The following is a 13577-nucleotide window of genomic DNA, read 5'->3' on the forward strand; positions in this document are numbered from 1 at the left end:
TAGGTGACTAGCTGAGCAGGCGCGCCACCGACCCCAGCGGGATGGGCAACCAACTCGGCCGGTACCGGGCCTCATAGGCCGCCTCGTACACCGCCTTGTCCAGTTCATAGGCCGCCAGCAGGGCGGCATGCTCGCGCGGATCGGCGCCGGCCACCGCGGCATACCCGTCACAGAACGCGGCACTGTTGCGGTCGGCCCATTCCCGCGCCCTGGCAGCCACCTGCCGGGCCCGGTCATCGTCGGCGGCCAACTCCACCAGCCGCGCATACGCCGCGTATTCGAACGACCGCACCATGCCCGCGACGTCGCGCATCGGGGAATCCGGGCTGCGGCGCAGCTGCAGCGGCTGGCCGGGCTCCCCTTCGAAGTCGATCAGCAGCCAGCGCTCCGGGGTCCGCAACACCTGGCCCAGATGCAGATCGCCGTGGATCCGCTGCACGCTCACGTGCTCGTCGGCCAGCTTGCGGTAGCGGTCTTCGATCAATGAAACATGCTGGCGCAGTGCGGGTACCGCCTCCGCGGCGGACGCCAGGCGGGCAGACATGAGGTCTGCCGGGAACGGCACCGACTCGGTGCCGAGTTGCTCCGCCAGGCAGGCGTGCACGGAGGCGACCGCCTCGCCCAGGCGGTAGGACTCGGCCGCGAAGTCACCACCCACCTCGTCGGCATACAGGTCCCCCTCGGCGAACAGATCCCGGGTGCTCGCGGTGGCCATATCCCAACCCTCAGCGGAGTTGTCGGCGAATTCGGTCACCATCCCCAGCGCGAAAGTCTCACCGTTCCAGTCGATATCCATCGATCCGAGCAGTGTCGCCACGTGCGGGTTGCCCGCCCTCGCCAGTACCCGGTTGAGTTCGATGTCGGGGTTGACGCCCGGGGTGATCCGGCGGAACACCTTCAGCACGGCATCCTGCCCGAACACCACGCTGGTGTTGCTCTGTTCGGCCGCCGACACCCGGGGCGGGGCATCCAGCGGCAGGATCGCCCCCGGCTCCTTGCCGCACCTGAGCCCGTCCACCGTGGCCGAACGGTCGATCAGCTGCAGCAGATGCTGCGCCGCGTCCTGGTCATAGAGGGCGTCATAGGCGGTCCGCCCGTCGGCACCACCGATCGTGGCCACCGAGCTGTATTCCTCCATCGGTTCGGCATCCCACTTCACCAGCACCTGGTACCGCTCGGTGCCGCCGTCGGCATAGGACACCTTCAGCAACGTGAGTTCGAGGTCGGGCCCGAGCTCGACCACCAAACCCGGTGCGGCGGAGACCAACTCGCGGCCGCGGCCGGCATACCACCGTTGCTGGCCGAGCCAGTCTCCGAATTCGACACTCATTGCTGCGCTCCAGGGTCATGCTCGGGCTCGCGGAGCTGGAACCAGTAGAACCCGTGCCCCGGCAGGGTCAGCAGGTACGGCAGCTGGCCGATGCTGGGGAATTCCACGTAGCCGGACATCTCGATAGGTGTATACCCGTTCCACTCCTGCAGATTCAGTTCGATGGGCTGCGGGAACCTGGACAGGTTGTTGACGCACAGCACCGCATCCCCGGACCCGTCGATCTGCCGCACATACGCCAGCACCGACGGATTGGAACCGCCGAGCTCGCGGAACTCCCCGACCGCGAATGCCTCGTGGCGGCCCCGCATGGCCAGCATGCTTCGGGTCCAGTTCAGCAGTGACGTCGAGCTGTCCCGCTGGGCCTCGACATTGACCGACTGGTACCCGTAGACCGCGTCCTGGTTCGGCGGCAGGTACAGCCGCCCCGGGTTGGCCGTGGAGAATCCGGTGTTGCGGTCCGGCGTCCATTGCATCGGCGTGCGCACACTGTCGCGATCGCCGAGCCAGATGATGTCGCCCATCCCGATCTCGTCTCCGTAGTACAACATCGGGGACCCGGGCAGGGACAGCAGCAGCGCGGTGAACAGTTCGATCTGGTTGCGGTCGTTCTCCAGGAGCGGGGCCAGCCGGCGCCGGATGCCGACGTTGGCCTTCATCCGTGGATCCTTGGCGTACTCGGCGTACATGTAGTCACGCTCGTCGTCGGTGACCATCTCCAGGGTCAGCTCGTCGTGGTTGCGCAGGAAGATCGCCCAGTGCGCCATGTCCGGGATCGCCGGCGTCTGCGCCAGGATCTCCGAGATCGGGAACCGCGACTCCCGGCGCACCGCCATGAAGATCCGCGGCATCAGCGGGAAGTGGAAGGCCATGTGGCACTCGTCGCCGCCGGTGTCCGGATCGCCGAAGTACTCCACCACGTCGGCCGGCCACTGATTGGCCTCGGCCAGCAGCACCCGGCCGGGGAACTCGTCGTCGACCACCTTGCGGCAGCGTTTGAGGAAGGCGTGGGTCTCGGGCAGGTTCTCGCAATTGGTGCCCTCCCGCTCGAACAGGTAGGGCACCGCGTCGAGCCGGAAGCCGTCGATGCCCAGATCCAGCCAGAACCGCAGGACGTCGATCATCGCTTCCTGCACGGCCGGGTTGTCGTAGTTCAGATCGGGCTGGTGCGAGAAGAACCGGTGCCAGTAGAACTGCCGGCGCACCGGGTCGAACGTCCAGTTCGACTCCTCGGTGTCGACGAAGATGATGCGCGCGTCGGCGTACTTGTCGCTGCTGTCGCTCCAGACATAGAAGTCGCCGTACGGACCGTCGGGGTTGTGCCGCGACTCCTGGAACCACGCGTGGGAATCGGAGGTGTGGTTCATCACCAGGTCGGTGATGACGCGAATACCCCTGCGGTGGGCGCCGTCGAGCAGCGTGACGAAGTCGTCCACGGTGCCGAACTCGGGCAGCACCTTGTAGAAGTCCCGGATGTCATAACCGCCGTCGCGCAGCGGCGAATCGTAGAACGGCGGCAGCCAGAGGCAGTCCACGCCCAGCCACTTCAGGTAATCGAGCTGTTGGGTCAGGCCCTGCAGATCGCCCACGCCGTCGGCGTTGGAGTCATAGAACGCACGGACCAGAACCTCGTAGAACACGGCCCTCTTGAACCAGTCCCGGTCGGTCGGCAGCGTTCTGGCATGACCGAAGTCCTCGGCGGTCGGATGCTCGACCACCTGGTGGCCGTCCTGAACGTTGTCCATCAGCCTCCCAAGGTACCCACTTCATCGCCCCTCGACACCCGCTCGGAACCTCTGCCGGGCCACGGCGCCCCGAAACGATCCTGCAGCAACGTTTTTCGCCGGCGCGGGCATGTTTGCGGAAAAACTAACGGTTGAATAAGAGACGGCGACGGGTTACGTTTTCCCCGCATTTGATCTCCTCGTCGGCTATGGGCCGGCGATCACGAACATTCGACGAGGGATGGCCTGTGGGTGAGTCCGCACCAAATGACGGTGAAGCACCAGTAATCGTTGGTCTGTCTGATGCGGCGATGCACATGTACATCGCAGCGATCGACGCGCTACCGCCGATCAGCGACCCTGAGTACGCCGACCGCGCCGCGGTCGTCCTCAGCGGTCTGCGCAAGCTGCAGACGTCGCTGTCGGAGGCGGCGGGACGCAGCCGCGTCACCCCGTCCGTCATCGTCGCGCTCAGCGGTGTGCGGCACCGCTACGACGAGCTGATGACGACGGCGTCCGAGGGCCCTGCCGCCACGCTCGGTCAGCGTCTCTATGTCGCGCGTGGCCGCGCGAAGCTGTCCACTCAGGAAGCTGCCAACGGCGTCGGCCTGCGCAAGGACCTCATCGAGGCCGTCGAGGCCGAGGAGCCCGCGACCGAGGCCGAGACCGCTCAGATCAAGGATCTGATCGCCGCCCTCGGCGGCTGAGCCGGCCGACACCCGAACGATAGGGTCGCTGCGTGACACGCGATCATGGCGCCCCCGGTGATGCCCCTTCGGTTCCTCCCCCATTGACGGAGGTGATCGAGGGGGCACGTCCGTCTGCGGCCGAGGAAGCCCGCACGGTCGCGGCGTCGACGAACGCAGGCACACTGGCCTCACTCACCGCCGGCGGCGACCCATGGGCGTCCTTCATCACCTACGGGCTCCTGGCCGGTGCACCGGTGCTGTGTGTGTCGAACATGGCCGAGCACGGCCGCAACCTCGCAGGCGATCCTCGGGCCAGCATCTCCATCGTCGCCCCCGACGCCGGGTCAGATCCGTTGGCCAGCAGCCGCATCACACTGGCCGGGGTCGCCGAGCGGCCCACCGGCGACGAGCTCGCCGCGGCCCGCCAGGCCCACCTGGACGCGGTGGCTGCCGCCCGCTATTACATCGATTACAGCGACTTCTCCCTCTGGGTACTGCGCGTGCAGCGGGTGCGCTGGGTCGGCGGATACGGCCGGATGGACTCGACAACCGGCGAGGCCTACTCCCATGCCGAACCCGATCCGGTCTCGCCACACGCCGCAGCGGCGATCGAACATCTCAACGCCGACCACGCCGATTCGCTGGCCGATATGGCCCGCACCCTCGGCGGCTATCCCGACGCAAGCACGGCAGTGTGCACCGGCGCCGACCGCTACGGCCTGGATCTGCGGGTCACCACCGAGCGCGGGATGGCCTACATCCGGGTCGGCTACGCCGCACCGATCAGCTCGTACAACGAGTTGCGGGCGGCCACAGTCGAGTTGGCCCAGCGCGCCAGGCAGGGCTGAGACCCCGCCGACCCGTGCAATACGATCGCGGGTATGCCTGAGCGCCCGGAGACCTGGCAAGCCGCCTTCGACCTGATCCGCACCCGCGGGTACGAACACCGCGAGGAACCGTTCCGTCTGGCCAGCGGGCAGATGAGCCACGACTACATCGACGGCAAGTTCGCCATCGACACCGGCGAGCGGATGGCCATCGTCAGCCGGGCGGTCGCCGATCTGGCCGCGGCCAGCGGCATCGAGTTCGACGCCGTGGGCGGGCTGACCATGGGGGCCGACCCACTGGCCCACGGTGTGGCGATGGTGACCGGCAAGGCCTGGTTCTCGGTGCGCAAGGAACAGAAGTCGCGCGGCCGCGAGCAGTGGATCGAAGGCACCCGGCTCGAGCCCGGCACCCGCGTACTGCTGGTCGACGACGTGATCAGCACCGGCGGCTCCACCGAGATCGCCTACGAACGCGTCACCGCCGTCGGGGCCGTCGTCACCGGCGTCATCCCGATGGTCGACCGTGGCGACGTCGCGACGGGCCGGTTCGCCAAGCGCGGCGTGCCGTTCGCGGCGCTGGTCACCTACCGCGATCTGGGCATCGAACCGGTCAAGGATGTTTAGGGCCGACGCCTGAACCGGGAAACGAACCCCTGTCACACTTCGGTGGCGTCACGTTCGTAACGCCATGGCGGTCACAGGCGAAATTTTTCGCCGTGACGTTACGAACTAGATCACCAGCACCGGGGCCCGCTCCAGCGCGAGGCTCACCGCAACGCCGGGCCTGAAGACACGCGCCCGCGAGCTGGGCAGCTGCGCGTGGATCAGTGAACCGTCCGGCAGGCTCAGGTACACATGGGACGTCGGCCCCAGGAACGCGACGGACTCCACCACGGCCGGCCCGTCCGGATCGGCGCGCACCCTGATCGATTCCGGACGCAGCATCGCGGTACCGGCACCCGCACTGATCGACCCGGGCAGGGTCGGCAACTCTGCGCCCAGCAGTCGGGCCCGTCCGCCCGCCACCCGCGCGCGGACCTTGTTGTGCAGACCGACGAACTCGGCGACGAACGGGGTCGACGGACGGGCGTAGAGCACGGCCGGAGTTGCGAGCTGCTCAAGTTTGCCGTGACTCATCACCCCGACCCGATCCGCAACGGCCAGGGCCTCCTCCTGGTCGTGGGTGACGAACAGTGTCGTGGTCCCCACTTCCAGCTGCACCCGGCGGATCTCGTCGCGCAGTTGAGAACGCACCTTGGCATCGAGTGCCGACAGCGGCTCATCGAGCAGCAGCACCCTCGGCTCGATCGCCAGGGCCCGGGCCAGCGCCACCCGCTGCTGTTCACCGCCGGACAACTCGCTGGCGAACTTGCCTTTGTGCGCGGCCAGGCCTACCAGATCGAGCATGTCTGCAGCTCGGAACAGCCTGTCCCGCTTGGATTTTCCGCGCATCTTCAAACCGAACGCGACATTGTCCAGCACGGTGAGGTGCGGGAACAGGCTGTAGGCCTGGAACACCATGCCCATGTCCCGCTTGTTGGCCGGCACCGAGCTGATGTCCCGCCCGCCGACCAGCACGGCACCGGAGGTGGCCTCTTCCAATCCGGCCAGGATCCGCATCGCCGTGGTCTTGCCGCACCCCGATGGCCCGAGCAGCGCGACCAACTCGCCCGGCTCGATCGTCAGGCTCAGCCCATCGAGCGCGTTGACGTTGCCATAAGTGCGCGTGAGCTCACGAAGTTGAACCCGCACACCGGCACTCGCACTCACTCTTGGACTCCTAACCTTCTGCGGCGCCCACGGGTGAGGGCCGCCAACACCACCAACAACGCGAATCCGAGCAGCAGGGTGGCCAGCGAGGCCGCCACCGAGGTCGGGCCATCGCTCTTGCCGATCGCGACGATCTGAACCGGCAGCGTCTGGAAGCCGCTGAGCGAGGCGACGGTGTACTCGCCGAGCACCACCGCGATGGAGATGAACGCGGCGGACAGGATCCCGGACCAGATGTTGGGCACGATCACCCGGCTGATCGTCGACCACCAGCCCGCGCCCAATGATCTGGAGGCCTCCGACAACGTCTGCAGGTCAATCGCGGCCAGCGCGGAATCGATCGACCGGTAGGCGAACGGCAGCACCAGCACCACGTACACGAATGTCAGGGTGAGCGCCGATTCGCCGAGAAGGTAAGTCACCCACAAGTACACGTTGCGCAGGCCCACCACGATCACCAGGGCCGGGATGATCAGCGGCAGCAGGCAGAGAAACTCGACGAACCGCCCGGCCCAGCGGGCCCGCAGCCGCACCCAGATCATCGTCGGCACCAGCAGCGCCAGCATCGCGATGACGGTGAACACCGCGAGCAGCAGCGAGATCAGGATGGCGTGATACAACTCCTCGTCGGCCACCAGATTGCGCCAGGCCGCGGCGGTGCGCCCGCCGGCGATCAGGTTACGGGTCGAGAAATCGGCCATGGCATACAGCGGGAACAGAAAGAACAGGCCGAACAGCACCCACAGAACCGGCCGATACACCCGGTTCATTTGAGCCACCTCGCCGTCCGGCGCACCAGCGCGTTGTAGGCGAACATCACCAGGGCCACCACCACGATCATCTCCAGCGCCAGTGCATAGGCGAAGCCGGACTGACCCAGCACGACCTCGCTGGTGAGTGCGGCCCGGATCAGCAGCGGCACGATCGGACTGCCTTGGCTGACCAGCGCGGCCGCGGTGGCGTAGGCGGCAAAAGCATTGGCGAACAACAACAGCATCGATCCCAGGAACGCCGGGGCCAGCAGCGGCACGGCGACCTCCCGCAGGTACTGCCACTGTGACGCACCGAGGCTCACCGCGGCCTCGCGCCACTGTTCACGCAATCCCTCGAGGGCGGGAAGGAAGACGATCACCATCAGCGGGATCTGGAAGTAGGTGTAGACCAGGATGAGCCCGGCCAGTCCGTACAACCAGCCGGAGCCGGCCAAGTTCCAGCCGAGGTGTTCCTTGACCCACAACGTCAGCACACCGTTGAGCCCGATGGTGGCCAGGAACGCGAAAGCCAGTGCCACGCCGCCGAACTGAGCCAGCACACTGCACAGCGCCAGGACCCCACGCCGAATCATCGACTCCGGCGGGCTGCTGAAGATCAACCAGGCCAGAAGCGCACCGAGTACGGCGCCGATCAGTGCCGTACTCGCGGACAGCGCAATACTCTTGGCCAGCGCCGCCAGCGCGGTGCCGGAGAACAGCGCGGCGATCCGCTCCAGCGAGAACGATCCGTCGGCGAAGAACGCCATGACGATCACCGTCACCGTGGGCACGATCAGGAACACCGTCACCACTGCCACGAACGGCAGCAATGGCAGGGCGTCACGGATGTCCGCACGCAGTTCCCGGCGAGAAGTCCTAACCGGCATGGGCGACCTCAGCCAATCGCCTTGGCCCAGTTGTCGGCCAGATACTTGTTGGCGGTATCGGTTTGGGCCTGGGTCGCGACGGTCACCGGGCCGTCGATGGGGGGCAACTGACCGAACGCCGCGCGGTCGGCGGTGCCGGCCAGGATCATCTTGTCGGCGCGCACCGGGCGCACCCCGCCCTTGGCGTACAGGTTCTGCCCCTCGTCGCTGAACAGGAATTCCTGCCACAGCCGGGCCGCCGCCGGATGCGGCGCGTCCTTGTTGATCGCTTGGAAGTAGTACCCGGCGACCAGGGCCTCGTGGGGAACTATCACCTGCCAGCCGGGGACCTTCTGGCTTTCGGTGCCGTTGAGGTAGTTCCAGTCGATCACCACCGGCGTCTGTCCCGATGCGATCGTGGCCGGCGTCGGGTCCAGAGGCAGGAAGTTGCCCACCTCATTGAGCTTTGCGAAGAATTCGACCCCGGGGGCGATGTCATCGGCCGATCCGCCCTGGGACACCGCCGCCATCAGTACCCCGGCGAACGCGGCTCCGGCCTGGGTCGGGTCGCCGTTGAGCGCGACCATGCCGTGGTACTCGGGTTTGAGCAGGTCGTCGATGGCCGTGATCGGCGGAACCTTGGTCGAATCGAACCCGATCGACATGAAGCCGCCGTAGTCGTTGACCCAGGTGCCGTCAGGATCCTTGAGCTTCTCCGGGATGTCGTCGAACGTGGCCACCTTGTAGGGAGCGAACATCGACGTATTCGCCAGCGCCACCGACTGCCCCAGGTCGAACACGTCGGGCGCGGTGCTCTTGCCCTTCTGCTGGTTGGCGGCGTTGATCTCTTCCTGACTGGAACCGTCGGGCAGCGCCGAGTGCACCTCGATGCCGTACTTGTCCGAGAAGGCCTTGATGATGGCGCCGTAGTTTGCCCAATCCGGGGGCAACGCAATCACATTGAGCTCACCTTCGGCCTTGGCCGCCTCGATGAGCTTGTCCATCCCGCCGAAGTCGCCGGCCGACCTGGCTTCGGCGACCTTCACCCCGGTATCGGTGTCACCACCGGCCGCGCCCTTCTGCGGCGGTGCGCACGCCGCCAGACCCACCGCGACGAGTGTCGATGCGGCCAGAGCCGCAGATGCTGTCACGATCCGGGACGTGATCATTACGAAACCCTCCATTGGCCACCAAGCGCGCGCACCGGCACCCTATCGCGACCTCAGCGAACGCGAGACTCATCGAAATCCGTTGGACCCGAATCGCACCGCGGGCCGCCCGGCAGTGGACGGTGGCGATACCGGCTGATTAGGGTTGGCGCTCATGACGCCCATCCGCACCAGCCTCACACGTCGGCGGCGTCCGCTCACCACAGCTGCCATCTTCGTGGCCGTCTGCGCCGCAGGTCAGGCGGCGATCGCACCCGCCTCGGCGGCCTTCGACGTGCAGGGATACGAGGCGTGTACCTCGATGGCGGCACCCGGTCCCGACCAGAACTTCGACACCGTCGCCACGACCTGCTGCGTCGATAACGCCGGCGTCCCTGCCAACACCACCTACGGCGTAGGCTGCCTCGCGCCCATCGAGAATCCGCCAGAGGATTACCGGCCCACGATCGTCATGCCAAGCCGACCCTCGCCACCGGGTGAGGGTGACGACCTGACCTACGACGAGCTGATGAAGCTGCCACCACTCCCAGATGACGGCGCGCTGCCCGGCGATGTACCGCCGCCCTGAGACGTTGCCGACGTCATCCACATAGTCTGGAGTGATGGCCGATCTCGATGCCGCAACGCGATTCGCCACGGCACCCTGCGCGGTGCTCGCGACGCTGGGTTCCGACGGCGCGCCGCACCTGGTGCCGGTGGTGTTCGCGGTCCACATGCCTGCCGACGCGCACGCCGCGGCCACCATCTACAGCGCCGTCGACGCCAAACCGAAATCCACTCAACGCCTGCGCCGGCTGGCCAACATCGAGCGGGATTCCAGGGTCAGCCTGCTCGTGGACCACTACACCGACGAGTGGGCGCACCTGTGGTGGGTACGGGCCGACGGGCGGGCCGCGGTCCATCACAGCGGTGATGCGATGGCCACCGGTTACGGGCTGTTACGCGCGAAATACCCACAGTACGAGCGCATCGCGCTCAACGGCCCGGTGATCACCGTCGAGGTCACCCACTGGTCGTCCTGGCAGGTGTGACAGCGCGCCAAGCAGCCGAATTGCTGCTCAGCGGGGTCCCCGACCTGCCTTAACATCATTGATGATGCAACGAGGCAACAGCTGAACGGAGGCCGTCATGGAGGTTGACCCCGAGGTCCTGCGCGCCTTTGCCGGTCAGGTGGATATCGCGTCGGGCCTGATCCGCGAGGCGGACGTCGGCAGCAAGGTCTCCACCGCGGCCGACGGCTTGGACGGATCGACCACGCAGTGGGCAGCTCAGCTCGTCGGTGCACACGTCAAACAGGTGGCCGAGAAAATCGCCACAAGTGTCAACGACATGGGTACCGCGGTGCGCGGCGCGGGCAACAGCTATGAGGTCACCGACGGCGGTCTGGCCGGCAGCTTCGGAAAGATCTTCTGACCCGTGTTGCCCTCGCGTCCCCGTCTCGAACGCTGGAATCCCGACTCTCTGACTCCCGCTGGGGAAGCCATCAAGACTTCCGGTACAGCCGTCGGTGACGCGGTATCCCGGATCAGCTCCAACCTCAAGACCATGCCGGAGACCAAGGCATGGTCAGGTGATGCGCACAACGCGGCCACGTCGATGTTCGACCGGGCGAAGAAACAGACCGACGACTTCTCGAAATACACCACCGCCGTGGGCGATGCGTTCAAAGAGGGTGCCGGCACCATCGGAGGTGCCCGCACCCCACTGCTGAACAAGGCCGACGAGATCGACGCAACCGGCCAATTGCATGTCAGCGATCAATGGGTGGTGTTGATCCACGGCGGTCAGATGACGGTCGAACAGGCTGCCGAGCTGGAGAAGCGTGCTCAGTCCGAGCAGGTCAATGTCAACCTACTGCTGGCGAAGGTGGGTGCGGCCGACGAGAGCGTCGCCGGGAAAGTGACGAGCGCGGCGCAACAGCATGGATTCGAGGTCCCCAACCCGGGCGGCCTGGGCAGTCTGTTTCCCGGAATTCAGAAGCCCGGGGACGAGGTGCCGAACCCGCTGTCAACGGTCGGAATGCTGCAGCAGGGCGTCCTCCGCGACACCGACATGTCGCAAACGGTCCGGGAAACGAAGGTCGAGACCCAGTACAACCCCGCCACCGGAGAGCCGGTCGGGACAACCACGACCAGGTACATGATGGACGGCAGCAAGCACGTGCACACTGTCGATGCCAAACCAAATTTCTCAGATCGAGGGCCGCTCACCACCGACGTGCATATCGACAAGAACGGCAACGAGGTTTCCCGGACAACGACGGTCACTTTCGAGGACTGGGCTCAGTACGGTATGGCCGGAAAGACCATCAGCACTACCCAATACGCGAACGGCACTATTGCCGAAGTAACGAAGTGGCCAGACGGTAAGGAAACCGCCTACGTCCGTACGCCGGATGGTCGTCAGGCAGACGTCCCCATCAATCTCATCGACCATCCCATTTTGAGCCCGCTCGGTGCTACCGGGAAATACTTCGGGCCGGGCGTGAGTATTGCCACCTCCTTGTGGGACATCGCTGTGGCAGAGACGAGTTTCCAGAAATGCGTCGCCACAGCTGAGGGTGTCACCTCGGTTACCGCCGGTACGCTCGCGGGCATCGCGGCCTCAGAGACAGGCCCGGCCGCCATCCCGATCGGCCTGGCCGCAGCACTCGGCGGCGAAGCCCTCGGCAACTGGATCGGCAACACCTTCTGTCCCCGATGACGACCTCCGGTTACCTCCGGCTGGCGTTCATCTTCGCAATATTGATAGGCGGCGGCGGTTTCGTCACTGCCTGGGTTGTCATCTGGTTCATCCGCGGCAGCTATTTGACGGCAGCCCTCTGCCTAGGCGCATCGCTCTTGCTCTTCAGCTTGCTGTTTCACCTCTCCTACCCACTGTCAGGGAGAGCCCATCCGAGGGGGGAGTACGGCCCCGAAGGCACTAAAATCCGTCCGCAGAGATATGCCGATCGGATATTCAGCATCGGCCTTTTATTGGGCGTCTTGTCTGCGGGTGCATTTCTCATCTTCGCGCAATTCGACATGGTCGATTTCATTCCGTCCAGCACCAACCGACTGATTGTGCCGGCCGGTTTCATTTTCTACGTCATCTACGGCGCGCCGGTCCTGTATCGAATTTTCAAATACCGGGGCGCGAAACATCTACACCTGTATCCGCACGGGGTCGAGGTGTGGGACGGCCAGTGGAATTCATTCGCACGTGGAACGTGGGAAGATGTTCAACAGATCCTGGATCACCCCCTCAAGGGCAAGACATCATTCACCGAACTGATTGTCTTCGTCCTCCCCAAAAAACGCACCGCAAAGCTGGGCTCCGGCACCATCACCGCCAACAGCGACGCGCTCCGCGAGTGGGTGAGGTTCTATTGGCTGCATCCCGACTGCCGCAACGAACTGACCGATGGTCGTGCCCTACAGCGGCTTGAGGGCGAGAAGTTCACCGTCTGATGAATCCGCGATGCGTACCCGGTCTCGACTGGCTACGGAGCTGAGTTTGTCTGAACAGGCCCGGCTGGCGATGCCGATGCGCCGCCAACCGGTGCCGGGTTGGAGGATCGGCGCAGCCACACTCGGGTTAGCGTCTCGGCATCAAGCGGTTCGGCATAGCCGGCATCATCGGGCGCATATAGATAGTCGCCATCACCGTCGACCTGCACCCAGTACCGAGTCGAGCCGGAGAGCGACTGCACTGTCCCGATCGCTGCGACATCACTCCCATCCACAACGTGCACTGCCGGACCATCCGGCTCAGCACGTGGAATCGGGAAACCCAGGTCGTCGTACTCGTCGGCCAACTCGGTCGGGGCCGGAAGCCGATCCTCCAAGCCTACGACCGCAATACGCGCATGAGAGCCGGCGCCGACCAAGCCGACCGAATCAGCTGTGGCTGCAGCCAAATCCGCTGGTGATACCGCGTAGAGATCAACAACGTCGATGCCATCAGAGTCACTGTGCTGCACCGCAACAAACCCCGACTCGGCGGCCCGCAACCCGCTCACACGAAGATCGGGGGCGCCCTCAGCGGAGAAGCTCACCCGGCATCCCACGCAATCATCAGCCCGCACAAAGGCTTCCACCCACGCTCGGACACCAAAAAGATCGCCACCGTTGAGGCGATTTTCGATCGCTCCCACTTCTCTGGTGAGGAGCCACACCGACCCAACCGGCCGGCTACGGCCCAGCGGATACGGCAACATGTCACGGCCGTACAGCTCGCACGCCGCCTCAAGGTCGACCACCGCAGCTGTGCCGACCAGTTCCAACGGCACTGTCGTCTCGAGACTCGGCGTATGCGTCATGGACCTCATTCTGACAGCGTGCTGTGCGCTTCCTCGGAATGTTCACCTGCAGCCCGATCGGGCACATCTTGTGTCGTAGGTCACATCAGGGAATGGTGGAGTGCAGGTCCGGCGGGCCGTAGTGGGGCGCCCCGGGGACACCAGGAGGAA

15 protein-coding genes and 1 pseudogene are annotated in these 13577 nt (G+C 65.6%); 9 read left to right on the forward strand and 7 right to left on the reverse strand.

The window, feature by feature from the left end; translation table 11 throughout:
• Window positions 1-7: 7 nt before the first annotated feature.
• Both EYZ64_RS30720 and treS read right to left on the reverse strand, forming a co-directional pair.
• Entirely contained in the window at window positions 8-1330 is a 1323-nt protein-coding gene (locus EYZ64_RS30720; protein ID WP_135459513.1) for a maltokinase N-terminal cap-like domain-containing protein, read from the reverse strand.
• Entirely contained in the window at window positions 1327-3075 is a 1749-nt protein-coding gene (gene treS / locus EYZ64_RS30725; RefSeq protein ID WP_135459514.1) for a maltose alpha-D-glucosyltransferase, read from the reverse strand. Before treS ends, EYZ64_RS30720 begins: the two co-directional genes overlap by 4 nt.
• 296 nt (window positions 3076-3371) lie before the next feature.
• Here treS and EYZ64_RS30730 point away from each other — a divergent pair, with 296 nt between their 5' ends.
• The 3 genes from EYZ64_RS30730 to pyrE are packed head-to-tail and all read left to right on the forward strand — an operon-like array spanning window position 3372 to window position 5194.
• Window positions 3372-3761 carry a hypothetical protein gene (locus EYZ64_RS30730; RefSeq protein ID WP_135460345.1) on the forward strand — a complete coding sequence of 130 codons (390 nt, stop codon included), beginning with the start codon at window positions 3372-3374 and terminating at the stop codon, window positions 3759-3761.
• Between the two features lie 32 nt (window positions 3762-3793).
• Entirely contained in the window at window positions 3794-4591 is a 798-nt protein-coding gene (locus EYZ64_RS30735; RefSeq protein WP_135459515.1) for a HugZ family pyridoxamine 5'-phosphate oxidase, read from the forward strand.
• A 33-nt stretch (window positions 4592-4624) separates the two neighbouring features.
• On the forward strand, window positions 4625-5194 hold the full coding sequence (pyrE, locus tag EYZ64_RS30740; protein ID WP_135459516.1) for an orotate phosphoribosyltransferase: 570 nt from the start codon (window positions 4625-4627) through the stop codon (window positions 5192-5194).
• Window positions 5195-5299: 105 nt separating this feature from the next.
• On the opposite strand, the gene EYZ64_RS30745 is transcribed toward pyrE, so the two are convergent.
• From EYZ64_RS30745 to EYZ64_RS30760, 4 genes are read right to left on the reverse strand one after another with little or no spacing between them, the layout of a single operon-like run.
• Entirely contained in the window at window positions 5300-6340 is a 1041-nt protein-coding gene (locus EYZ64_RS30745; protein WP_135459517.1) for an ABC transporter ATP-binding protein, read from the reverse strand.
• Entirely contained in the window at window positions 6337-7110 is a 774-nt protein-coding gene (locus EYZ64_RS30750) for an ABC transporter permease (RefSeq protein WP_135459518.1), read from the reverse strand. The genes EYZ64_RS30745 and EYZ64_RS30750 overlap by 4 nt, the downstream gene beginning before the upstream one ends.
• Entirely contained in the window at window positions 7107-7979 is an 873-nt protein-coding gene (locus EYZ64_RS30755) for an ABC transporter permease (RefSeq protein ID WP_135459519.1), read from the reverse strand. The genes EYZ64_RS30750 and EYZ64_RS30755 overlap by 4 nt, the downstream gene beginning before the upstream one ends.
• Window positions 7980-7987: 8 nt before the next feature.
• On the reverse strand, window positions 7988-9127 hold the full coding sequence (locus tag EYZ64_RS30760; RefSeq protein ID WP_135459520.1) for an ABC transporter substrate-binding protein: 1140 nt from the start codon (window positions 9125-9127) through the stop codon (window positions 7988-7990).
• A gap of 154 nt (window positions 9128-9281) precedes the next feature.
• Here EYZ64_RS30760 and EYZ64_RS30765 point away from each other — a divergent pair, with 154 nt between their 5' ends.
• The 6 genes and pseudogenes from EYZ64_RS30765 to EYZ64_RS32820 form a co-directional block, all read left to right on the forward strand.
• Window positions 9282-9695: a hypothetical protein gene (locus tag EYZ64_RS30765; protein WP_135459521.1), complete on the forward strand. Its 414-nt coding sequence runs from the start codon at window positions 9282-9284 to the stop codon at window positions 9693-9695.
• A gap of 34 nt (window positions 9696-9729) precedes the next feature.
• Window positions 9730-10158, forward strand: a complete 429-nt coding sequence (locus EYZ64_RS30770) for a TIGR03668 family PPOX class F420-dependent oxidoreductase (RefSeq protein ID WP_135459522.1) — start codon at window positions 9730-9732, stop codon at window positions 10156-10158.
• 97 nt (window positions 10159-10255) lie between these two features.
• Complete coding sequence (locus EYZ64_RS30775) at window positions 10256-10540, forward strand: WXG100 family type VII secretion target (RefSeq protein WP_135459523.1); 285 nt, start codon at window positions 10256-10258, stop codon at window positions 10538-10540.
• 183 nt (window positions 10541-10723) lie between these two features.
• Complete coding sequence (locus tag EYZ64_RS30780; protein ID WP_286175216.1) at window positions 10724-11830, forward strand: hypothetical protein; 1107 nt, start codon at window positions 10724-10726, stop codon at window positions 11828-11830.
• A complete protein-coding gene (locus EYZ64_RS30785) occupies window positions 11827-12576 on the forward strand; it encodes a hypothetical protein (protein ID WP_135459525.1) in 750 nt (249 codons plus the stop codon). The genes EYZ64_RS30780 and EYZ64_RS30785 overlap by 4 nt, the downstream gene beginning before the upstream one ends.
• Window positions 12530-12670: pseudogene (locus EYZ64_RS32820) on the forward strand (hypothetical protein); the annotation flags it as partial. The gene EYZ64_RS30785 and the pseudogene EYZ64_RS32820, both read left to right, overlap by 47 nt.
• Here EYZ64_RS32820 and EYZ64_RS30790 read toward each other — a convergent pair.
• A complete protein-coding gene (locus EYZ64_RS30790; RefSeq protein ID WP_210115602.1) occupies window positions 12609-13427 on the reverse strand; it encodes a hypothetical protein in 819 nt (272 codons plus the stop codon). The pseudogene EYZ64_RS32820 and the gene EYZ64_RS30790 sit on opposite strands and share 62 nt — an antisense overlap.
• Between the last annotated feature and the right edge of the window lie 150 nt (window positions 13428-13577).

It is taken from the genome of Mycobacterium sp. DL99 (genome assembly GCF_004762045.1).
In the GTDB taxonomy this organism is placed as follows: Bacteria; Actinomycetota; Actinomycetes; order Mycobacteriales; family Mycobacteriaceae; genus Mycobacterium.